Source organism: Candidatus Dependentiae bacterium, from assembly GCA_040878395.1.
GTDB lineage: Bacteria > Babelota > Babeliae > Babelales > Vermiphilaceae > JAKBEL01.
The window spans coordinates 12241-36488 of sequence record JBBDMI010000014.1; the positions used below are offsets into that span (position 1 = coordinate 12241).

The window sequence follows — 24248 nt, forward strand, 5'->3', positions numbered from 1 at the left end:
GCTTCTGCGTTTAAACCAAAATTTAAGCTCCTAATCTATCCCAACTTATGCTATACATATAAAATATAACAAAAAGATTACATCTATAATCATCAACTTGTTAGACTAAAAAAGGATATAAAAAAAGGATGACTTATGGAGCAATATCGCATTTCAAAAGGATGCACACTCACGGTGCTACTCATATCACTTTTATTGCATTTCGCCCTTGTCATGCTTATTTTATGGCAAAGCATTTCCCAATGGCAAAAACCAACTTTCATGATGCAACATGAAATCGATGATGAAACTTATATTGCCCAACAACTACTTTCTTCAGGACAACAACAACCGGCAACGGTTCTTTTTCAAGATGAAGCACCATCAGGAAATGAAACCACTCAAAAAGATGAAGTCATTGAAGAAGAAGAATCTGAGCAAATAGAACAACTATTTGAAGAAAAAACCAAAACGCCGGCAGAACTGCAACCGGACCTGCAAACTGAAGCCACAACTCAAACAACCATAGTTCCTGAACCGGCTCCGACACAAATGAATGCTGAAAAACCACAAGAAATACAAAAACCTCGAACAAAGAAAAAGAAAATAAAACATAAACGTACAAATAATAAACAGCCAATTACTATGGCAGATGTTTCACGCGGATTTATAAAAAGTTTTGCCCAAGAGGCCGGACACAATAACGCATCACGTGATATGAAGCAACTTTCTCTACAGGTATACACAACCAAAGTATGGAACTTAATAAAAACTGCATTCTTAGCCGGTGATAGCAATTTACATTTACCTGAAGCAGTAAGCACTCACACACAATTAACATTAACTATTGATCGATCAGGAAAACTTATCGACATCGGTTTAGACTATCCAAAACATATAACTGCTTTGCGTAACATTGAGCGTTTATTAATTACACGCGCACAACAAGCCGGACTATTTCCACCACTACCTGCAAATGTCAAAGGTGCAAGTAAAACATTCAGTTTCCCTCTTTTCATTCAAGGACAACCCGGATTTCATTCATACTCATTAGGTTACCGATAACTATAAAGCATTTTTGCAAAATACCGCAATTATAGTAATCTTATCAACTAATATATACACATACTTTAAACATATCCGAAAGGTATCACTATGCAAAAGCGGTTCACCCTTCTTTTGACACTACTCTTAACTGTGAGTACTTCATACACAGAGCATTACCGCAAGGCTCCTACCTTGACCGGCATTTCCTATCCATCAATTAAACACAACTATGCAAAAATTGATGCCTGGGGCATGGAAACAATTATCGATTTAAAGTCATGTGATCCTGAACTGATTCGTAATGCTGATGCAATTAAGCAGTATGTAAAAGAACTCTGTGAATTAATTGAAATGAAAACTTTTGGTGAAACAATAGTCGTGCATTTTGGCGAAGATGAAAAAGTTGCAGGATATTCTATGATTCAATTAATTGAAACTTCATTGATTTCAGGACACTTTGCAAATATCACAAATAATATTTATATTAACATTTTTAGCTGCAAAGAATATGATCCATATAAAGCAGCAGAATTCACTAAAGAATTTTTCAAAGGAACTGAATATTCCATGAACGTGGTATTGCGCAAATAATGATGTAAAAAAAAGGCGAGTATGGCAAAAGTAGTAATATTGGGTGGTGGACTTGCAGGTATCTCTGCAGCTTACCACCTTGAACAAAATGGATTTCATGATTACGTCCTGTTCGAAAAAGAAGCTGATGTTGGTGGACTATGTGGATCGGTGCAACAAGATGGGTTTACTTTTGATTATACCGGACATTTACTGCACATCAATGATCCGTATTTTGAAAAATTAATTGCCGATGTTATTGGATTTGACCAATTTAATATCATAAATCGTCGCTCTTACATTTATTCACAAGAATGTTACACCAAGTTTCCTTATCAAATTAATTTACGTGGCTTACCCATAAAAACTATATCTGAATGTATTAACGGCTATGTCAAACGGCACAAACATATAAAAAACCCAAAAAACTTTAAAGAGTGGGTACTCAAAAACTTCGGTTCAGGATTTGCCAAACATTTTTTTTGCCCTTATCAACAAAAAATATTTGCATGTGACTTGAAAGAAATCACTGCAAGCTGGACTGGCCGATTCGTCCCTGATACTTCACTTGAGCAGATAATTTCAGGATCTATACAAGATAATGAAAATGAAGCTATTGGCTATAATGCACAATTTTTTTATCCAAAGAAAGGCGGCATTCTATTTTGGGTAAAAAAACTGGCAGATCAATTACAAAATAAAATTATTACCAATGCAAAAGCAACCTCTATTGATATGGTGCATAAGTTTGTTGGCTTTTCAAACGGCCATGTTGAAAGTTATGATACCTTGATAAACACTATGCCACTCGATGACTTTCTGATCATGCAACGTGGCACTATGGCAAATGTTTTAGAATCTGCCGCTGACAATTTACGATGCAATTCGGTAGTAAACTTTAATTTGGGTATCAAGCGGCCAAATCTATCCGATAAACATTGGATTTATTTCCCTGAAAAAGAGTTTCCTTTCTATCGTATTGGCTTTGGTCATAATTTTGCTGATTCTATGGCACCGGAAAATTGCAGCTCATTGTATGGTGAATTTTCCCATTTATACCGAACTGATCGTTGGGTAGAAAAAACATTGGAGCTCGCACTGCAAAAAACAAAAGAGTTTCTACACCTGTCTGATGATGAAATTGCTACTGAAAAAATAATCCCTATTTCACACGCATATGTCATTTATGATCAATGGCGTGAACGCAATTTAGACAAAGTGCATAAAAAGCTTAATGAAAACAAAGTCTATTCTATCGGCCGTTATGGCGCATGGAAATATTGTAGCATGCAAGAAACCTTACTTGATGGAAAAGAAATTGCAGACCAACTACTCAAAACTGCATAGAAATAAAAAATAAAAATCCAAAGGAAACTTCAATATGAAGAAAAAAATATTACTATTCTGCTTCATTGTGATAAACGTTCAAGCACATATTTCATGGAGATCAAACAAAATGCAAAATTTTTATAAAAACAAAGAAGTTTTAGTAACCGGCGGCTGCGGATTTATCGGCTCACATATTGTAGAAGAATTAGTTTCATTAGGTGCACAGGTTACTATACTGGACAATCTATCAACCGGGTTTCTTGAAAACATCGAACATGTAGCTGATAAAGTTACCTTTATTAATGGTTCAATTACCGATAAAAAACTATGCTTGCATGCAACAAGAAACAAATCTCACATTTTTCATTTAGCTGCATTTATTTCAGTACCAAAATCGGTTGAAGAGCCAACACTATGTCACGAAACCAACATTGACGGTACTTTTAACATGTTAGAAGCTGCACGCATAAATGGTGTTAAACGTTTTGTTTTTTCATCATCATCTGCTGTGTATGGTGCACCGACTCATGCTTGCAATGAAGAAAGCCCATGCGAACCAACTTCACCATATGGCTTTTCAAAACTGATCGATGAATATTTATGCAAACAGTTTGTTATCAACTATGACATTGAATGTGTGTGTATGCGCTACTTTAATGTGTATGGCGAACGACAAAATCCAAATGCAGCTTATGCTGCAGTAGTAGCAAAATTTAGAGATTTAATGAAACAAAACAAACCGATCACTATTTTTGGCGATGGCCTGCAAACACGTGATTTCATTCCTGTAGAGCAAGTTACCCAAATAAATCTCTTGCTTGGCATGCTCCCCGCTCACACCATTAAAGGTGAAATTTTCAATGTTGCAACGGGCAAAAGCATCACCGTACTTGAACTGTTTGAAGAATTAAAAACTTCATTCCCGGCGTACAAGCATACTCCTCAATTTGCACCTGCACGCTCAGGAGACATTAAACATAGTATCGCTGATTGCGGCAAATTACAGAAAATACTACAAAAATAATGTAACCACTAAGCATCAAAATCAACATGTTTTTTCAGTTCTTGTACAATCTCATCTTTATTTTTTTTTGACGATGCAACCTCAAAAGCAAGTTTATAAAAATCTTCCTGACTAGGTTGAATCTTAACACGATTATATCTCAAAAATAATATGGCACAGATAATACCGGTACGTTTATTGCCATCTAAAAAAGGATGATTTTTAATAATCCCAAAAAGATAACAAGCTGCCATTTCATATAAGTCTTTGTGTAGATAAACATTATCAAAAAAAACCTGAGGCTGAGATAAAGTTGACTCCAATAATGCTTGTGATCTTATCCCCTTCAATCCCCCAAACCTTAAGATTTGATCGTCATGAATAGCAAGAACCTCTTGAATTGTTAAAAAAATAATACAGTGCATAACTTACTTTGCTAATTTTTCTAAGGCTGGCCCATACTCTTGTACAAGTTCTTCATAAAGCTTTTGCAACTTCTTATCTTTACTGATTTTTTTAGATTCAATTACTGGCTCAATAATGATTTTCTTTCCATCAGTTCCTATTTTTAGCGTTGTCCCTGCAGTAATATTAAGTAATTTTAGAATAGGCTTATCAATTATAAGAGCAAAACTATTACCAAGCTTAGTCAGTTTTTTATTCATTATCCCTTCCTATATAAGTAAATAAACATATTTGTTATAATTATAACAATGTAAGTACGGCATTACAACAGTCCTCCATAATCCGTTAAAATCGTTAACAACTACTCTTATCAATCTATATATCCTTAAAAACTGAATTATTGCCCTACGTTAATACCCATATTTAGCTCTTGTAAATTTTATGTTATACTTTATAAAAAACATATTAAATATACAAATTCAGGACAAAGCACATATCTTATGAGTAAAAATTACTATGAGGTGCTGGGTGTTTCTAAAAACGCTACAGCCGAAGAAATCAAAAAAGCATACCGTAAATTAGCTATGAAACACCATCCGGACCGCAATCCGGATAACAAAGAAGCTGAAGAAAAGTTCAAAGAAGCTGCTTCAGCTTATGAAATATTGTCTGATGAGAAAAAACGTCGTCAATATGATCAATTCGGTCACAATCAATATCAACAAATGGGTGGTATGGGTGGACATCCCGGTGGCATGAATACCGATGACATTTTTGAATCATTTGGTGACATCTTTGGTGATCTTTTCGGTGGACGTCAAAGCACACGCAAGAAATCCGGCCCTGAACCTATGCGTGGCCACGATTTAGCGAAAGAGATTAACATCACCTTAAAAGAAGCTTATTTAGGCACAAAAAAAGAACTATCTTACACTCGCCTTATTGCATGTAAAACATGTAATGGCTCAGGTGCAAAAAAAGGCAGTAAACCTTCAGCTTGTGCAAAATGCCAAGGCGCCGGACAAGTACAGTTCAGACAAGGTTTTTTCATGTATTCACAAGCATGTGGAAACTGTTCAGGACAAGGTTTCATTATTTCATCTCCATGTGATTCATGCAACGGCAAATCTCGCATACAAGAATATACCAAATTTACCGTGAATATTCCTGCCGGTATTTATGATGGTGCTGAATTGCGCATTACAGGCAAAGGTGACGCCGGCGTTTATGGTGGTTCTTCCGGTGATCTGTTTTTAAAAATTCATGTCATGCCTGATAAAAAATTCAGACGCGTTGGTGATGATCTGCAATGTTTAATTATGCTCACTTACCCACAATTGGCTTTAGGTGCACAAATTGAAGTTGAAAATATCGATAACACAAAAATAAATATTAAAATACCAAAAGGCTGCCCTGTTGGCGAACGCATTATAACACCAGGAAAAGGTTTTGCAACCATGCGTGGCAGTGTTCGTGGTAATTTGGTAGTAGTTACACAATGTCACATTCCAAAAAAATTACCTGCTGAAGCCAAGAAACTACTCACTCAATATTCTGACATTATCGGTACCGATCCAAACGATAACGAAGGAACTATTGCAAGTTTTTTCAAAAAGTTTTTGGGTTAATAGGTTTTAAAATATAACAATAAAAAAGGCTCCTGTAATTGGAGCCTTTTTTATTGTTATATTAATCTAAATATTATTCATTTGTACCTACATCGCCAGAAAAAGCAATTGCAGCATCAAGGTCAATATCAGTGGCTTGAGATACTAAATCCGATAGACCACCCTCAGACTCTTCAGCTTTTTCAGAACTTTCCGCAGATTCTTTGAGAGCCTTTGCAAACGAACCTATTTGCTCGTCATGCTCCTTTACGCTGCCTACAACTTTTTCCAACTGAGCTTTAACAACACTCAACTCGTTTGCCTGCTCAACTATTGTACCCTCTGCATTTAGTAATTCAGTTCTTAATCTATCTAACTCTGATATTGATAACCGATTATCTTTTTTGTTTTTTTCTAAAAGAGAGATATTTGAATGTAAGGTCTGCAATACTACAGTTAAACTTTGCCCTCTATGCTCATCGCTAAATTTGCCGTTACCAACTAGCAACTCCAATTTCCCTAATGCACCTTTCAATTCCCAAACAGTTGAATCTTTTTCCAAATCACTCAATCTTTTAGCTAAACTTGAAACATCTGAACCTTCTTCTAATACTTTAATCCTTGATTCTAACAATCCTAATTTTGCATCTGAATCACTTGAACTCGTTGTTTCTACCGAACCTTTTTTATCTTGACCCAAGAGCTTATATCCTCCCCAAGCACTTAATACCATAACACCTGCAGCCGCTCCTAATGCTAGTGTTTTGTCGTCAAAACCGTCGGCACAAAAAGTTTGTTGTGATTGAAATAGCCCTAATGTTAACAATAAAGCTGCACATTTACTTTTCATAATATTCCTTCTTATATATCTATAATATGAGTAACGACAGCTTAGATATAAAACAAAAAAAGCATTTTGTAAATTGCATGCGCAAAAAAAAAGAGCCCCGAAGGACTCTTTCGTGATCAAATTTATATATAAATTTACGGGAAAACAGCATAATCTAATTCAACGCTCTGAGTTAGCACTGAATGCGAAGGCGCAGGGCTCTCTGAAAACACTTGACCTTGACCACAAGGAGTATCATAATACATTGTCGGCCTTGGACGAACTGCTTCTCTTTCTCGAATAATTACTTCTCTTATTTGCATTTCTAAATTTTGTCTTTGTTCTTCTATCTCACGCAATTGTTTCGATATAGCTGCACGCTTACAAGGATCAGATATTTGTTGAGCCAATTGAAGCAACTCATTCGCTTCTAGCAAATGTACACTAAATAAAAAAAACGCAAAACTTAAAACTATATTTTTAAAATGCATATAGGACCTTAAAATAAAATATAAAAACATCTATTCATATATGTATTCTACTATATTGTTGCATTTTGTAAACTACTCAGCACATATAGCTGATGTACTCGCATAAACTTCATCATCGCTACAACCCTCATTAGAGGACAATTTAATATGCATTCCATCGTCACTTTCATTTTCCATGACATCCATTGTGCTCAATTTTCTTTTTAATGTCTCTACTAAGGATAGAGATGTATCAAGCTCACCGGCCTGATAATCAACCTTCTGCAATAAACGTTCATACATTTTTCTCATTTTCTCTAATTCTTTTTTTGTTTGAACCTCTAAAGTGCTTGGTTTTATCATGCCTGGTATTGGATGCTCAATCTTTGTTCTTAATGAATTCATTTCTCTCTCTAATTTGGAAAAACGAACTGTAAGATGCGCCAATAAAGCTTTCAGATCATATGTTTCATATTGGCCCTTTAAAATTCCAGGTTTAGTTAACTCATCTAATTGCGCCTGAAGAACTAATACAGCTTCTGCATTCTCATTTTCTTGTCTAGATATACGCGGCAACTGAATGCGAACTGCAGGAGATTCCACAATTTTTGATGACGAAGGAGCTGCTCCTTCTTTACGACTTAGCAATTTTTTTTGCATTGTATCTGTACAATGAAATAATTTCATAATTGCAACAGTCAAAGAATCATCTTCTTGCATACCGGCAACTCCGCTAAGACTACCTGAACCAACTATCGATTCTAAATAATGAATTCTATTTTTTAACTCTTTATTTTTTTTATCCGATACCGCTTTGTTTTCATCCAAACGTTTAACCAGTGACGCATTTTCAGAACTCAAATGCACAAACCATATCCTACTGTACATAAGGCGAAAGCACCCAATCCATCTTTTAAAGAAAATCCGCTAGAATCTACAGAAAGAACAACCTGCATATGCATCAGACTCAATAGGGACAAAACTATAATTAATTTATTTTTCATGACACTCTCTTTACTGATTAATTTAAATAACATAGATATAACACGAAAAATAAAAAAAATTAATATAGTGTGAACTCGATTTTATAAAAAAAACTCTCAAACAACACTGTGAACAGTTTTTAAAGATTTTTTGTATAATAATGATCATTATAAATGAAATAATTTGCCTATTTTGTCCCTGGATTATTACATTCTATTTAAGAATTGTTTGAATTTGATCAAACATTGATTTAATTACATCCTGATTATGGAAATATGCATTGATCCAGCAGCGTTATACATTAGAAATGTTCACAGTAGTGCTCAAATCAAATTCTCATTAATATACTATTTTATTTTCAAATTCCTGCCATGCATTAAATGGCTTTAAATGTTCTTGTACATCAAGTTTGATAAACGGAATAGCACGTTCTTCATGCTTTCTGTTTAATTGTTCATATATAAACGCATCATCAAAATTAATTTTTGCAGCATCTTGTGCTGTTGCTGCAAAATAGACTTTTTGAGGCCTTGCCCAGAATATAGCACCCAAACACATTGGACAAGGTTCGCATGAGCTATACATAACACAATCAATTAACTGAAAACTGTTTAATTTCTTACATGCATTACGTATTGCGACTATTTCAGCATGTGCAGTTGGATCATTAGTTACAGTTACAAGATTAACGCCCTCTGCAATAATTTCATTATTTTTAACAATGATTGCACCAAACGGTCCGCTATTGTTTTGTATAACATTTTCATATGCTAAATCTATTGCACGTTGCATAAATTGCTTATGATTACTCATTTTTTTTCTCACTCGCTTTTCTTGCCACTTGCACAAAAGTATTGATAGCCTGTTGCAATTCACCAAGTCTTTCATCCACTTGCTTTTTTAATTCCCGATTACTATCTTCAAGCTTCTTAATTTGTTCATGTTGTACATTAACTAATTCCGTTAATACCGGAACACGTCGAAGCAACTCTTTAACTGCAAATTTTTGCGATGGCTTATTTGGTAAAGCCACTTGCATGGGCGCCAAATCTACTACACTCAATCCATCAACTTTTTGCTCCAATGCTGCAAGTCGTTCGAAAATAATTGCCCGTCTTGCTCTATCCATCTTGTTGCAAGCTATAAATAAATTCGCCAGACTTGGTGTTTTTTGTACCCCTTTTGCATCCATACATTGCATATACCATGGAAAACAAACACATATAACTATAATAATCTTTTTCATAATTTAAATTCCCATAACTCGTTTTTTTGAACTTTTTTGTGAAATAAACATTCTCTTTTTAAAATCAATAGCTAACTTATTCACCATTTGATAGAAAAACTCACGATCCGGCCCTTTGACCACCGCTTGCTCATGCGCTTCTGCTAATGCCACCGGATAACCATTACCCTTTTGCGCCTGATCATACATAATACGCGCAACGGCATTAACATTTTCTTCATCTTGTGCAATCCAAGCAGGCACTTCGATTCTGGCAATTTCATCACCAACATGCAAGTAAAAAAAATAGGGCATAAGATGTTCCGGATATTCATCACAAATTGGAGAATGACTTTTGAATACAATACTACGTTGCCCAACTTTGAGAAAAAACCCTGCAATCGTACTATCAGAAATATGATCCATAACTTTATGTTCTGTACATCCTTTTACCAAAAAATTACACAATTCCATACGAATCAAATTTACCAAATCTTTACCTTTGGACAAACTGATATACCCACCGTGCAAAATCCGTGCTGCATAAAGTTGATGCATCAACCCTAAATAGCGTGCTATATAATGATCTTTTAAATTCGGTGACTTTGATGCTAAATGCCAAAAAATAAGCGAACCATCAAATAAAAATGTCTGCGGAACTTCATGATTAAACAGTGGTTGACAAATATCAAGGCCATATTGCAATTCTAACTCTTGCCGACGCGCATTAACTACATCCATCAAGTTATCATCAGCTTCATTTTCATTCCTGCCAGCATACACATATGGAATTGAGTTATACACAAATGGCTGGTGCTGCATGCCATACGAAATAACAATCGTACCAACATTAATTAAATAGCAACTGGTGCCTTGATGTCGATCGGGATAAATTTGTGAACCATCAACCGATACCACTTGATACGGTTCATGCAATGGTGCAACATCAAATGTTTTGTCAATAGCATCAGTCCATGATGGCACCACCCATGGTGAACTTATTGCATGTGCTTTTTTTTGAAATTCAGGATCATTGGCAATACGCTGCCATGATGCACGTGCAATAGAAATCTCTTTTGAAATATCAGTAAACAGTTCACCTTTAATGTCAGTCAAAGCTTGCATAACTTTTGCATAATGAAGCATATCTTCATAAACCTTTTTGCTGAAACTGTTTTATACCTTCTTTTAACGCATGCAATGAAAGAAGTGCACATTTTAATCGCGTAGGGCCCAAAGGAATTTTAATCAATTGCAACATATCGTCAACTGAAAATTGTGACAATTCATCTATCGGTTTTCCCAAAGCATATTCTGCAAGCATAGAGGCAGTTGCTTGACTAATAACACAACCTTTACCTTCAAATGCAATATGAGTAATCACATCATTGGTAATTTTACCTTGCATAGTTACCGCATCACCACATGAGGGGTTATACTGACCACTATCAAAATCTGCACCGGTTAAAATGCCTCGATGACGCGGATGTTGATAATGATCCATTAATTCTTCTTGATACATATCATATTATCTGTTTTTAATGTTCAATAATTTACATACACCCTATCATGACATATTTTTGTGCATCAAAAAAGGGTGCCTTATAAAAAAAGCACCCTTTTTTCTTTATATAGTTTTTAAAATTTAAGCCACAAGCTCTTGTTCAGCAACTCGTTCATCTTCTAATGTAATAATTTCAGCATGTGTAAGCCTCATATCAACGCCTTGTTGAATATTTTTATATATGCAGTCTAACATATGTATATTTTCTTTATTTTCTTCACATGAATTATACAAATCAACAAATAGGCTCTGCAACATATTCAATTCAGCTGCCAACTCTGCATTAACTTCTGACAGATCAAACTGTTTTACCATTGATGGTTGTCTGTTGCCTGCACTAAGGTGTTCAACATCTTGCTTCATGCTGTCCATCAATGAACAGATAACTTCATGCTCACGCTCAGTAATACGCAATGGATCAAGCGGCATTGCACGCTCTTGCCACCATAGATAAGCTTGATAACCTGCATAACCCAAAATGGTTACAATACCAATTAAACTAGCCAATTGTACTCGTGTATAATTTTTAAACATACGTACAACAGAATTGCTACTTTCAGGATCTTCCGGTTCGATTGGATCTCCACTTGCGTCACTTTCAACAACTTCCGTGATTACATCAAGTGTTGTCGCATTAAGAGCTTTAACTGATGTACCATCTTGAGCACCTACATTTTCTGAACCAGCTGCCTCATCTGACAATGCATCATTCGATGGAGCTTGAATTTCATCTTCTGAAATCTCTTTTTTTCTCTTTGTCTGATCTTCATTAACTGACGGAGAGAGAAAATCACTTACCTCTTCTTTTTTTTCTCCAAACCAAACATTCATCCGTTTAAAAATCTCAACTAATTTTTCTTTTGGTGGTTGATCTGTATCGGGAATAATTTCAGCAAAAATTTTTCTTGGTGCATTTGACTCATTGTTATCTTTATCTGCATACATACCAAAAGTTGATAGCAGTAAAAGAAATGACAACATTTTTTTGCTTGATACACACATCTGCATAAGAGACCTCGTTGTTAAGAATAAACATAAGATAGATTTACTTTTTGAAAACAATTACTTTTTATAATTGTTGTCCTGAACAGGTACAAGTATACAAATGAAATATATTATTGCAATCCACTCTCACAATAAACAAGGCGCTTAAAAAAGCACCTTGTTTATTTCAGATCTATATATAAAAATTAAGCTGCACACATCGCTTGTACATCTTGTACAATTGAATCGTAGAAGCCCTCTAAGACTGCCATTTTTTCAGGATTTTCAACACACTGTTCATACATATGCAGAAAGCTACGTTTTACCATAAGGCCTTCTTGTGCCAATTGATGATCATCCATTTGACTGAAATCAAACGACTCTATAAGTATTTCAGTTTGATCACCCTCTTTTAAACGTCTCAAATCTGTTTCCATTGTATCGGTAAATTTAATCAAAATTCCTTGATCATTCTGACTTAACAACATCACTTCTTCATTTAGCTCATCTTTTTGTTGAGATTGAGACCATTTATAATCTACACATTTATATAATGCATAAAGACCAACCGCTGATGCTGTTACCCATCCAAAAACTGTTTTATTAAAGTGAGAAAGAAACATTTGAACATTAATTTCGGCTGCAACAACTACCGAATCCTCTTCATTTTGAGCACACAACTCAACTGAACAAAGCAATATAAGAGCTAAAAAAAACTTATTTTTTTGCATAACACTTTCCTTTTTTATATTATTATCAAAACATTTCTCTTTAAAGAATTTAGTATAGTAATTATGACTGCAATTGCAATCCAAGAATTAATTGCCAAAACAAGCATCTCGCTGTATCATGAAAAGATAGCTATAATCATATGATTCAAGGAACATGAGCCCAATGTGTAAAAAAATAATCCTATTAGCATTTCTGTTATTTCAATTAACTATTTTTCCCGCCACCATCATATTCGATTTAAATGGTGTATTGGTCTATCAAAATAAATTAAAGGTCTGCCTGAATGCCGGACTTTATACTCTGGCTCGCTATGTGCTCACTCATGGTCCATTCATTAAGAACCTATTTACCACTACCCTAAATGCCGTTCCTTACGATACAAATGTGATAGAAGCGCCTGAAGATCAGGATGGCAATGCATTACCCCCTATCATGATTGGATGGTTAAAAGGTGAAATCGATGGCAATCAATTAGTTGATCACGTTGAACAATTTTTAGCATCTACTCCTGAATGTTGCAAGACTTCATCAAAAAAACGGTTTATCAGCTCTCTTGCCCGTGCTGTTTTTGCACCGAAATCTTTTGCACAAGCAACCTGTTTTTATAAAGACGCAATTACATTGGTTAAAAGCTGCAAAGCGGCCGGTCACAAAGTGTATATTTTATCAAACTGGGATAAAGCTTCATTTGAATATATTCAACAATGGTACCCGGAATTTTGTGAGCTTTTTGATGGTATAGAAATCTCAGGAAACATCGACATGATCAAACCACAAAAAGAAATTTATGAATACATTATTAATAAATATAATTTAGATCCAACCAAAACAGCATTTATTGATGATCAACGCGTAAACATTCGTACCGCAAAAGACTGTCATCTGTTTGGCATACAATGCACACAAAAAAAATCTTTCATCTCATCATCTCCTGATACACAAAAGATACGCAATAAGATTAATGCATGGTTAGCTAGCATTAATGAAATCTACATCAATTAACATCTAATTGACATAACGTACCAAATCTTTAGGCTACATAGAATATTATCGTTTTAAATAAAGCTTTTCTTAGCCTTAAGGTTTTCAATTATGTCTATAGTATTCTTTGCCACATTGTGCATTCTATTGAACAATGTTATAACACATACATCAAGTCAAGAATATATACTTATACCTCCAGCCGATGCTCAATATGTTGATGCAGCAAAAGGTGTCATTCTTAACTTAAGCAACCCGGCTCACATCACAGAACAACTGAATCAAACTGTAAGAATTATAGAACAACTCCAACAAACAAATATATCCAAAAAAAATAAAACTAAACTTGTTAATCAAGCATTGAATATAGTAACGCCAATTACTTTAATGCCACAGAATATCGATTCTAATTGTCAACTTTGCACTACCCGTAATGATGGATTAGTTGAAACATGGAATCCGGTTTGGACAGCACAATGTGAAGCATTAAAACTGAAAGCGCAACTGCTTGAAATAAATCATGATTATCGACAAGCAATAACAGAAAACATTAATACACTCTTTACCGCCTACCTTAACGACAACTCCGGACTTTTTCCGGCAGAAGACACTGTCATTAAAAATTTAGCTACATTACTAAGAAAAAAAGGAAATATCTCATTTGCCAAAAAGCTTGTTGCTCAAAGATTCGAAAATAAAAAAGATGTTGAATATACCATGGAACAACTATACCTATATGCGCATCAAATAGGCAGTAAAGATGGCACCTATCTATGGGCACAAAATCGACTGGAAAACAAACAGTTTGCTCATGCCATTAAGCTTTTTAATGGATTACCATCTAAACAGTTCCCTGACGCACCAATTCATATTGCAGTATGCAATTGGCTAAACAAAACAACATTTTCTCAAGAAGAATTAACTGAGCAAGACCAACAACTCATTGCAGCGTTTCAAAACGAACAGACACGCTTTGCATTGGTTCAATTAATCACTATACACAGCAATGATGATAATCTAAAAGAATTTTGGCAATTGATGTTCAATAAAAATAAAAACCATCTCAAATTCCATGCTGCATTGCAAATGAGTATCTTAGAGACTAATACTCAAAAATCGGACATCTATTTAACTATGGCTGCACAAAGTGGGAATCAAGATGCATGTCAACGCGCATTTGATATAGCAAAAAAATTAGCTGAAAATTCTGAAATGGTCGACCGACGACAAAAATTAATTAAAGCTGCTGCGCAAGGCGGTCATGCTGAAGCACAGCTACATCATGGACTTTGGGCAAAAATTATGCATGAACAACATGCTCAAACTGATCCCAAACAAGCTCAAGATATGTTTGAGTTAGCTAAACAAATGCTGCAAAAAAGTACTCAAAATGGAAATGACTGTGCTCGTGTAGAACTTGCTATTCTACCCCATAAACTAGAACACCGAATAAAAAATCTGCATGCCATAATCAAAGAAAATGACTGTACAGAAATGGTTCGTGCACAATATTGGCTTGCAAAAACATATAATGAATTTGCAACATGTGCAAAAATAAATGGACAACAAAAACTTTATCTTGCACGTCGCAAACATGCGTTAGAATGGTATGCCATAGCCGCACAATCACAAGACATCCCCGCACGTATAGTATATGCCTGTGAACTATATGTAGAAGCCCTACAAAATAAAAAGGTACAAAAAAAGCATCTTGAACATGCCAGACAAATAATCACTAAAGTCTTAAAACGAGATCCTAATAATGCCGATGCACGATTGGCATTGACCACTTATTACCTGATTAAAAATGATTTTTTACATGCAATTGAACAGTTAGCCCAAGCGCATAATGATAATCCGGACAATGATGAAGTCACTGAAAAAATGAACGATCTTATTTGTGAAATCAGAGCAACCCAGCCACTCGATTTTTTTAAAAAAACAATAGAACGCGCACTCAGTAAAGATAAAAAATATTCTCAGTTATGGATTGAATTAGGTAGTATATATAGAAAACAAAAAAATGTTACTGAAGTAACAAGATGCTATAACAAAGCCGGCGAACTTGGCAATCCAATCGGTTATTGCAACATAGCTGTTATGTATATCAATGAAGAGCTCACCAAGCAAAATTTTAAAAAAGCCTTACTCTTTGCGCAAAAAACCCTTGAAATTGATCCTTTATATGATGATGCATTGACCATGGCTGCAAGTATTTATGAAGAGCTCGGTGAATATAAAAAAGCTAAAAAATATTGGTTAAAAAGTGTTGAAAATAACTCTGCATTCGGCACTCGCGAGATGGCTGAACGTATGCGCAAAGGCATTTGGGGAAATGCGAATATCATCGAAACTTGCAAATCATATAAAAAAGCATGTGATATATATCAACTTGAAGCTCAACAACTTCTTACTCAAGGTATTGCTAAGCTTAAAAAATTAAATGAAAAAGAATTAGTTAAACAAGCACAGATTGAACTTAACAATAAATACAAAAAAACCATGGCAAAAGCTCATGAATGTCGCCATCTTGCAGAAATCCTCCTTCTTCAAAGCCCTATTCAATTAAATTCAGAAAATCCATTAAATAAATTTAAAGAAAAAAAAGAAACAATTAATCAATTCATAAAAAACATGAACAGAATAATCTTTTAGTTTCTGAAGCTTATGTTGCTCAAGCATTTTTATCTGTTGCTATGGTTGATCATTTTCCTGATAAAGATACAGAATATTGTCGTCAGGCAATTGAATATCTAACTCAATCAGTAAACCTTGTTGCATCAACTCAGCGTGGTAGCACTCTGCGAACGTTGCATTTCCTTGCTTATCTTTCTTTTAACATCATTCGACAGAAGCCATTAAAACAGTTAACTAAAAATGAAACTATCAACATTAAGCAAGCTGAGGAAATCTTTGATGCATTAATTATACAATTAGAAAATGCACAACATTACAAAAACTTCTTTTTGCTCAGTTCTTATCATCACATAGGACTTATTCAAGAAACAATCTATGAAAATTTTGAAAAAGCTCAACAATTTTATAGCAAAGGAATTGAGCAAAAACATATCCCAAGCTGTATGAGCTTGTCTAAATTGCACATGCACAAACAAAACTATGCAGAAGCATTAGAACTGGCTAAAAAAGGATTGAGTTATGCACAAAAGCAAAAAGATGCTGAAGCTACAGCATCAACACAAGAACTTATTAATCAAATTAAAGAAATACAAAATCAATCAAAACAATTGGCATGCCAATTGACATAACGTATTAAATCTTTACTCTACATAGAGTATTATCGTTTTAAATAAAGCTTTTTTTCAATTCCAAGGTTTTCAATTATGTTATTAATATTTTTTTATATATTTTTATTTTTTGCACCAAATATTATCATTGCTGGTAACACAGAAAAATTCCCCTCTTATGCTGCTGTAACTTCCGGCAAGCAAAAGGCTCCAAAAAACGGTTTTTCTAACACTAAAATTGCACAGCAACAAGTAGAATCGACTCACTTAAACAATCAAGATCCTTATATAGCGATTTTACTACAACTTGAAAAAGGTCATAACGCAATTCAAGCATTGCCTACTACAAACTCCAAAAAAGATAAAAAAACTATAAAAAAAACTTTAAACTCTTTACAATCTTTGGCTGAAATGAATGAAGCACCTCCGATTTGGGGTTGGCATCCGGCATGGACAAGTCAAGCAGAAGCATGGAAGTTCATTGGAAAATTAGAAGAAATAAATGGAAACAATAAATCTGCAATACAAAGCAACCTTAATGCATTATTTGTAGCTCATAATAATACGCTTCATACACCTGATGATGGACATGACCATTATCCTGTTGATGACGAAGTTGTAACATCTCTAACACGTCTGATGAACACAGAAGATAATCTAAAATACATACCTGATCTTTTACAACAGGCCGGTCTTGAAACAGAGATAGAACAACAGCAATATTTGATTCCACTATATAAGTACGCAGATCAAATAGGCAGCAAAGATGGCACTTATTTGCTTGCAAAACATAAACAGAAATGTGGCACAGTAAAAAATTTAAAAAAAGCGGAGCAGTTATTTTCAGGCCTTGTGCAAACAAAAAATAAAAATGCTTTTATTGACCTTCTTGTAACTCAGCATGCATTAGTATCAAAGTTACAAGAATTAGATAAACAATCTGAAGCCGAACAAAAACAAAATACTTTTTTTAAAACAGCTGAACAAAACATCAAAACGCGCCAACAATTTGAAATGGTAATAGCTGAATTTGAACAAACAGGTAATCAACAGGCAATTTATGAACTTGCAGAACATATGTTCAAAAAAACAGATACAAAAAGAAAAGATAATTTTAGATTTAAAGCCGCATTTGAAGCTGCAAAACGAGAACCAAACAGAACCAAATCTGATATATACTTGAGTCTTGCGGTGCATCATATTGCCGAAGCGCAAACATATGCATTTGAATTACACAAAAAAACTCAAGACCCTCAGCGCTCAATGTCACTACTCAAAATGGCAGCCGATTCGGGACACCCAGAAGCATCATATCTCTATGGATGCTCATTAAAGGAAAAATATGTAAACTCAAAGGTAAAAGATCGAAATTTAATTGTACAAGCACAAAAATATTTAAAACATGCTGCAGAGCACAAAAATGCCGATCTTGAAACAAAACTGGAATATGCAACTACAGCGCACAATCATGAAGATGCTATCAAACGATTAAGAGCATTAGGAAAGGAGCCTCGAGCGTATTTTCACCTTGGCGAAACCTATAAACAATACGCAAAACATCCTACAACAAAACCTCGTATGCAAAAACGGTATCAACAACATGCCTTAGAGTACTATAAAAAGGCTTCTGATGCAGGATGTTTCGAATCCACAATTAGATTAGCTTCATTACATACTGAAATGGCAATCGTCCAAAAAAATAACAAAGAAAAAGAAAAACATTTAACTGAAGCTAAAGACTTAATCGAAAAAACTTTACGTAGCGACATTACACAGCGCCAACGAAGTAATATCCTATGTAGCCGTGGCAACATGTATTTATATCAAGACAATATACACGATGCTATCACATCATTGCTTAAAGCATATAAAACGGATCAATCTAATTATGCGGCTTGCGAAACTTTATATCTGGTTATAGATAAATTAAAAGAGCGTAAAAGCTATGAACTTATGATTTATACCTGTGAAAAAATACTTGAAACCAATAATCAATCTCACCAAGCTCATTTGGCATTAGGTGTTGCATATTTAAGTAAAAAAAATCCACAAAAAGCAATAGAACATTTTGATCAATCAGAGAAACTCGGATCTCATCAAGCAGCCTATAATTTAGGCCTTCTATTTGCTCGCGATAAAACGGTCGAAAAAGATCTTGATAAAGCCATTAAGCATCTGCAAAGAACTCTCGAAATCAGTCCAAATTTTGAAAAAGCGCTTAATCTTCTTGGCAATATTCATCAAGAACGCAATGAAAGAAAAACAGCTCGTTCTTATTTTATGCGCAGCGCTATGCAAGGTTCAGGTGAGGGCAATTTTGCAATGGGACAATGTTACCAAAAGGGACTAGGAGGAGCATTAAATTTAACACGAGCACTCGAGTATTACACAACTGCACATGATAATTTTGCTTTGAATAAAAGAAAAATTGATCAAGAAATAGCTCGCATAAATATGAAGTTATGTTTTTATCTAAATGCAAATCATTTAAGCAGATACTCATCAACTGAAATTCCCAAACAATTTAAAAAAATAGAAGAAGAATTATTTGGCATGCTCCCCAAAGCATCTCCTGAACTGCATAACGAGATACATCTTGCACTCGCCATACAAAATGGATTTATGGCATCATATGTTCAAGATAAAAATAAAGCGAAAGAACACAGAAACAAAGCTTTTACTACATTGAAAAAAGTCCTCGTTGCAACAAACGGTGATCGAAAAAAAATAAATTTAGATAGCGTTAGAGCTCTTTATCACCTGTCTAATATCCTCATCAAACCAATAATGAATTGTTCTAATAACTCATTAACTACAGAACAAAAAGATGATTTGAAACAGGCTAAAAATTCTTTGGAAAAAATCACAGATCTCAAGGTCATACCTTCACATTTTAAAGACGAAGGCATTTTAGATTTAGCTCTGAATGATTTAGCAACAGTCTATAAGCGCTTTTTCAATGATGATAAAAAAAGCGTAGAAACTCTAGAGAAAGGAGCCGAACGAGGTGGCACAATTTGCTGCATTAGCTTAGCACAACAATATGAAAACAAAGATTTACAAAAAACAAAAAAATTACTTGAAGAAGCTGTTTCTTATGGTGGACTTGGTTCAGATGATGCCTATAAACATTTAATTGTTATTAAGTCTTATTTAAGAGAAAAAATTGAAGTACCGGTAGAAGAAATGTTTTTAAAAGATTATTCCAAAAAAACTTTACCGATAATTCAAGCAAAGACGAAACGCTTTGAACAAAGTGAAGGTTGGAATAATTTAACGTCAGAACAACGCAATCAATTAACCCGATTAACCTTTGGAGAGCGCAGGTCAATTTTTGCTTCTTTAGATTTAAGTATTGAATAAAGGATACTAAAAAATTCTTAGATCAAATTCACACTAAGAGCCTATCCGGAAAATATTTCTTTGCTCTTCAAGGCTATATAGTTATTTGTTTCATCGTATCGAAGGATTCAATTAAAAATCAAATAATGACGTTTTGTTATCATAATAAACGGAATCCTTCGATACTTTCGATTACATCGAAAACTCAGGATGAAATAAGTATGAATTTATATTCAAAAGCATTATTTAAAAGCTATGCAAAATGCATTGTCGGATAGGCTATAAGAATTGTTTGAATTTTACCAAACATTGATTTAATTCCGTCCTAATCATGGAAACACGCATTCATCCGGCAGCGTTATACATTAGAAATGTTAACAAATGTTGCTATAAGTTCAATCTTCATGATTCACTAGATATCAATTTTCTTATAACCATTGGTACCATAACCAAAATTGATAATATAAACAACAGGACAAAAACTATAGGCGGCATAACATCATCAAGTTGTGTAATTCCCTGTATCTTTTGTCCGGCTAATGCATAAATAAATGCACCCGGCAACATTCCTACAAATGCTGTCCACATATAGGTCCATAATGAGATATTGGTTAACCCCATAAAGAGATTAATAAAAAAAGTGGGCGTTATGGGAGAAATTTGCAAACTAAGCAAATAGCGTGCTCCATGTTTTTGGAACGCTTTACTAAAACGTTCAAACTGTTTTGCATAATGTTCATACACCCAATCACGCAATAGATGACGTACTATTAAAAAGACTAAAGAGCCGCCAATAGTACCGGCCAAAGTAGCATAGATTGCACCATATATGCCTCCGAATAGAAAACCACCTAAAATAGTCATCAAAATAGTTACGGGAATAAAACATGCTGTTGTACCAATAAACAGCAGCATATAACAAAATAACACGGTCCAATATTTTTGCTGAGTATACAATTGCAAATCAAATGCATGCTTCTTTAAGAGCATTAATGAAAAAAAATGCACATCAAATTTTAAGATCAAAAATATACACAAAACCAATGTAGCAAATACATATGCATAACGTTTTTTTCTAAATAGTTTCATGGTTGCCATTTCGATTATTTTTCAGATATGAGAATAACATAGGAATCAATAATAAGCATGCAATAGCGGCAAATGCCAGCATCATACGTGGTGTAAAAATATCTTGCAAAGCATCGATTTTTTGTAACTGTTGTCCAGCAAATGTATAAGCTAGTGAAGCGGGTAAAATACCAACCGATGTTGTCCATACAAAAGTCCAAAAAGGAACTTGAGTCAAACCGGCCAACATATTAACTAAAAAATAAGGGAAAATAACAATTAACCGCGCTACTAATAAAAAAACTGCCCCTTGTTGCTCAAAGCGATTATTAAATTTCGCCAATGCTAGAGCATAACGTTGCTGAATTGACTCACCTAAACTATAACGTACCAACAAAAATATAATCGATGCACCTATAGTAGCACCCACATTTGTATATAATGCACCCAATGCTGTTCCGAATAAAAAACCACCGGTTACGGTAGCCAATGAGGCAAGTGGCAATGCAAGTGCAGCAATTACTGTATAAAAAAGAATAAAAAATAGAACTGCTAAATAATAATGATCATGCACAAAACTGCGCAATAAATCAACCTGTGCTTTTATGTTGAGCAAAGTAATAGCATCTAAAGCGCCCGAGACTCGCAATCCAAAAAAAATAATAATCAAACAGCTTGCGATAAAAATAGTAATTTTTTGAGATGTTTTCATTAAAGCTCAATTGTTTTTTTATGTTTCTTTAATAATATCGGTATACATGCTAACAGAATAAGTAATATAAAGGCAATAACAACTTCAGTTGAGAAAACATCTGAAACGGTTTTAATTGATCCTAACTCTTTGCCCGCAAATGCATATACCATACCTTGTGGAATAAATCCTACCGCAGTTGTCCAGATCACCGTTACAAGCGAAAGACGTGAAAGCGCCGCAACACTGTTAATAATAAAATAGGGAAAAACCGTTGAAAAATGGAGCATCAATAAATAACTCACGCCATACTCTTGCATCGCTTTTTCAAACCGTTTTGCACGATCAGCATACATTTGATGCAACATATCAGAGAAAAACAGACGATATGCAATATATGCCAAACTCGCGCCAACAGTTACCCCAATAGTCGACAAAAAGGCACCCATAAGTGCACCAAATAGATAACCACCTAATAATGTTAAAATAATTGATGAAGGGAGAGAAAATGCTATAGATCCAATAAAAACAAGCATATATGCAAAAACAGCCAAATGATAATTATACTCAACTAATGACTTGAAATAGCCACTCTTTTCTTGCACAAAACTCAATGAAAAATAATGTCCAAGTGGTGTATAGGCTTGTAATAACCAAAAAACAACACATGAAACAATAATATATACAGTTTTATTTAACACAGTTTTATTTATCATCTTAATCGTTCCTAAATATTATATACACGAGAACCATTTTGCAATTTTAACCAATGGATTACGCATTAAATTTTCAATATATGCCTGTTTACCTGCCTGCCATATCAATTCTGAATACGTAGGATATGCATGAATTACCGGTTGTAACTGTTGCAATTTTAGATTATACCATTTTGCACATTGTGCTTCGTGAATAATATCACTCGCATGTGCCCCTAAAATATGTATTCCTAATATATTACCCCTTTTATCGCATACCACTTTTACCATACCTATTTGTGCATTATCCGTAATAGCTCGATCCAATGTTTTATATGGCTGTTTGTACAGTATAACATTTTTTTTGCCCAATTTATCAATTGCCTGTTTTTCAGTTAATCCTGCAGAGGCAAGTTCAGGGGCAGTAAAGGTGGCCCAAATCACATTGCGGTAATCTATAGATTTTTTAAAAATAGGAATACATATATTACGCACTGCAATTACCGCTTGTTGCCATGCCATGTGACTAAATAAATATGGCCCAACGACATCTCCACATGCATATATATTACTTGTAGTTGTACGCATATACTTATCTGTCTTAATTCCTTTTTTGGTAACCTCAACATTAACATTATGCAAATCTAAATGTTCAATGTTCGGTTTCCTGCCCACCGCTACTAATAACTGTTCTGCAGTAAATGTATGTTTGTTTTGTTGCGCATCAACACATGTTAATGTTATTTGATCTCCATTTTGCGCAGCATGTACTGCTTTATAACCGGTTTTAATACACACGCCTTCATCTTGCATATACTCTGATAATATTTGAACAAGCTCTGTATCCTCATGAGATAGTATATTATCTTGCATTTCAATCATGGTGACATCAACACCAAGACGATTACATGCTGATGCCATTTCCGCACCGATTGGTCCACCACCTAAAATCAACAATGATTTAGGTAATCTCTTTTGATTAAAAAATATTTCATTTGTTTTATAATCAACATTTTCTAGCCCATCAATGTTTGGCACAAAAGGACTTGAACCGGTACAAATAATAATATGTTTTGCAGTAATAGTTTGATCGATAAATTGTAAGGTATGCTTATCCACAAATATACATGATTGCATGAACATTGTTATGCCTAAACCTTCAAATGATTCAGGTGTTGTATGTTCATATATTTTTTCAATTCGAGAATGAAGATAATCCATTACATATTCTGTATCAAATGCCGTATCTGTGGATATGCCCCATTTGTTGGCTTGGGTTATATGATGTGCTATTTCTGCTGATTTGATTAAAGATTTACTGGGAATACACCCTGTCCAAGTGCATTCACCACCAATTTTATTATTTTCAATCAATGCAACTTTTTTGCCAAATCCAACTGCAGTTTTTGCAGCAGTTATACCTGCAGCACCTGCCCCAATTATAGCAATATCATAATCAAATTTCATGCTTACTTTCCTTTTTGCAATTTAGTTTAGC

General features: G+C 34.4%; 23 protein-coding genes and 1 pseudogene. 9 read left to right on the plus strand and 15 right to left on the minus strand.

The features are described 5' to 3' along the window. Positions 1-135: 135 nt before the first annotated feature. From WD055_05550 to WD055_05565, 4 genes and pseudogenes are all read left to right on the plus strand, one after another. Positions 136-1044: a hypothetical protein gene (locus tag WD055_05550; GenBank protein MEX0849670.1), complete on the plus strand. Its 909-nt coding sequence runs from the start codon at positions 136-138 to the stop codon at positions 1042-1044. A gap of 192 nt (positions 1045-1236) precedes the next feature. Further along, positions 1237-1617, plus strand: a pseudogene (locus tag WD055_05555) (S-adenosylmethionine decarboxylase). Positions 1618-1638: 21 nt separating this feature from the next. Next, positions 1639-2943, plus strand: coding sequence for an FAD-dependent oxidoreductase (locus WD055_05560; GenBank protein ID MEX0849671.1), 1305 nt, complete (start codon positions 1639-1641; stop codon positions 2941-2943). Positions 2944-2977: 34 nt separating this feature from the next. After that, positions 2978-3949: an NAD-dependent epimerase/dehydratase family protein gene (locus tag WD055_05565; GenBank protein MEX0849672.1), complete on the plus strand. Its 972-nt coding sequence runs from the start codon at positions 2978-2980 to the stop codon at positions 3947-3949. Positions 3950-3957: 8 nt separating this feature from the next. Here the strand turns inward: WD055_05565 and WD055_05570 are convergent, their stop codons facing one another. Beyond that, positions 3958-4353: a type II toxin-antitoxin system death-on-curing family toxin gene (locus tag WD055_05570; protein ID MEX0849673.1), complete on the minus strand. Its 396-nt coding sequence runs from the start codon at positions 4351-4353 to the stop codon at positions 3958-3960. A gap of 3 nt (positions 4354-4356) precedes the next feature. Next, positions 4357-4593: an AbrB/MazE/SpoVT family DNA-binding domain-containing protein gene (locus WD055_05575; GenBank protein MEX0849674.1), complete on the minus strand. Its 237-nt coding sequence runs from the start codon at positions 4591-4593 to the stop codon at positions 4357-4359. A gap of 240 nt (positions 4594-4833) precedes the next feature. Here WD055_05575 and dnaJ point away from each other — a divergent pair, with 240 nt between their 5' ends. Next, positions 4834-5961, plus strand: a complete 1128-nt coding sequence (dnaJ, locus tag WD055_05580; GenBank protein ID MEX0849675.1) for a molecular chaperone DnaJ — start codon at positions 4834-4836, stop codon at positions 5959-5961. Positions 5962-6034: 73 nt separating this feature from the next. On the opposite strand, the gene WD055_05585 is transcribed toward dnaJ, so the two are convergent. From WD055_05585 to WD055_05625, 9 genes are all read right to left on the minus strand, one after another. Beyond that, a complete protein-coding gene (locus WD055_05585) occupies positions 6035-6790 on the minus strand; it encodes a hypothetical protein (protein ID MEX0849676.1) in 756 nt (251 codons plus the stop codon). Between the two features lie 134 nt (positions 6791-6924). Next, positions 6925-7260 carry a hypothetical protein gene (locus tag WD055_05590; protein ID MEX0849677.1) on the minus strand — a complete coding sequence of 112 codons (336 nt, stop codon included), beginning with the start codon at positions 7258-7260 and terminating at the stop codon, positions 6925-6927. 72 nt (positions 7261-7332) lie between these two features. Beyond that, on the minus strand, positions 7333-8106 hold the full coding sequence (locus WD055_05595) for a hypothetical protein (GenBank protein ID MEX0849678.1): 774 nt from the start codon (positions 8104-8106) through the stop codon (positions 7333-7335). Positions 8107-8562: 456 nt separating this feature from the next. Then, positions 8563-9036 (minus strand): nucleoside deaminase, encoded by a 474-nt coding sequence (locus tag WD055_05600; protein ID MEX0849679.1) that lies wholly within the window; start codon positions 9034-9036, stop codon positions 8563-8565. Further along, entirely contained in the window at positions 9029-9469 is a 441-nt protein-coding gene (locus tag WD055_05605) for a hypothetical protein (protein ID MEX0849680.1), read from the minus strand. The genes WD055_05600 and WD055_05605 overlap by 8 nt, the downstream gene beginning before the upstream one ends. A gap of 3 nt (positions 9470-9472) precedes the next feature. After that, a complete protein-coding gene (locus WD055_05610; protein ID MEX0849681.1) occupies positions 9473-10594 on the minus strand; it encodes a DNA double-strand break repair nuclease NurA in 1122 nt (373 codons plus the stop codon). 4 nt (positions 10595-10598) lie between these two features. Beyond that, positions 10599-10970 carry an iron-sulfur cluster assembly scaffold protein gene (locus WD055_05615; protein MEX0849682.1) on the minus strand — a complete coding sequence of 124 codons (372 nt, stop codon included), beginning with the start codon at positions 10968-10970 and terminating at the stop codon, positions 10599-10601. 123 nt (positions 10971-11093) lie between these two features. Then, a complete protein-coding gene (locus WD055_05620) occupies positions 11094-11993 on the minus strand; it encodes a hypothetical protein (GenBank protein MEX0849683.1) in 900 nt (299 codons plus the stop codon). A gap of 209 nt (positions 11994-12202) precedes the next feature. Then, positions 12203-12727 (minus strand): hypothetical protein, encoded by a 525-nt coding sequence (locus WD055_05625; GenBank protein MEX0849684.1) that lies wholly within the window; start codon positions 12725-12727, stop codon positions 12203-12205. A gap of 163 nt (positions 12728-12890) precedes the next feature. On the opposite strand from WD055_05625, the gene WD055_05630 reads away from it, so the two are divergent. From WD055_05630 to WD055_05645, 4 genes are all read left to right on the plus strand, one after another. Further along, positions 12891-13730: an HAD-IA family hydrolase gene (locus WD055_05630; GenBank protein MEX0849685.1), complete on the plus strand. Its 840-nt coding sequence runs from the start codon at positions 12891-12893 to the stop codon at positions 13728-13730. A gap of 90 nt (positions 13731-13820) precedes the next feature. After that, positions 13821-16364: a hypothetical protein gene (locus WD055_05635; protein MEX0849686.1), complete on the plus strand. Its 2544-nt coding sequence runs from the start codon at positions 13821-13823 to the stop codon at positions 16362-16364. Between the two features lie 41 nt (positions 16365-16405). Then, positions 16406-16975, plus strand: a complete 570-nt coding sequence (locus tag WD055_05640; protein MEX0849687.1) for a hypothetical protein — start codon at positions 16406-16408, stop codon at positions 16973-16975. Between the two features lie 75 nt (positions 16976-17050). Further along, positions 17051-20317, plus strand: coding sequence for a tetratricopeptide repeat protein (locus WD055_05645; GenBank protein MEX0849688.1), 3267 nt, complete (start codon positions 17051-17053; stop codon positions 20315-20317). 381 nt (positions 20318-20698) lie between these two features. Here the strand turns inward: WD055_05645 and WD055_05650 are convergent, their stop codons facing one another. From WD055_05650 to WD055_05665, 4 genes are read right to left on the minus strand one after another with little or no spacing between them, the layout of a single operon-like run. After that, a complete protein-coding gene (locus WD055_05650) occupies positions 20699-21385 on the minus strand; it encodes a TVP38/TMEM64 family protein (protein MEX0849689.1) in 687 nt (228 codons plus the stop codon). Then, positions 21372-22076, minus strand: coding sequence for a VTT domain-containing protein (locus WD055_05655; GenBank protein MEX0849690.1), 705 nt, complete (start codon positions 22074-22076; stop codon positions 21372-21374). The genes WD055_05650 and WD055_05655 overlap by 14 nt, the downstream gene beginning before the upstream one ends. Beyond that, entirely contained in the window at positions 22076-22771 is a 696-nt protein-coding gene (locus WD055_05660) for a VTT domain-containing protein (GenBank protein ID MEX0849691.1), read from the minus strand. Before WD055_05660 ends, WD055_05655 begins: the two co-directional genes overlap by 1 nt. 18 nt (positions 22772-22789) lie before the next feature. Beyond that, positions 22790-24217, minus strand: a complete 1428-nt coding sequence (locus WD055_05665) for an NAD(P)/FAD-dependent oxidoreductase (GenBank protein ID MEX0849692.1) — start codon at positions 24215-24217, stop codon at positions 22790-22792. Positions 24218-24248: the final 31 nt, after the last annotated feature.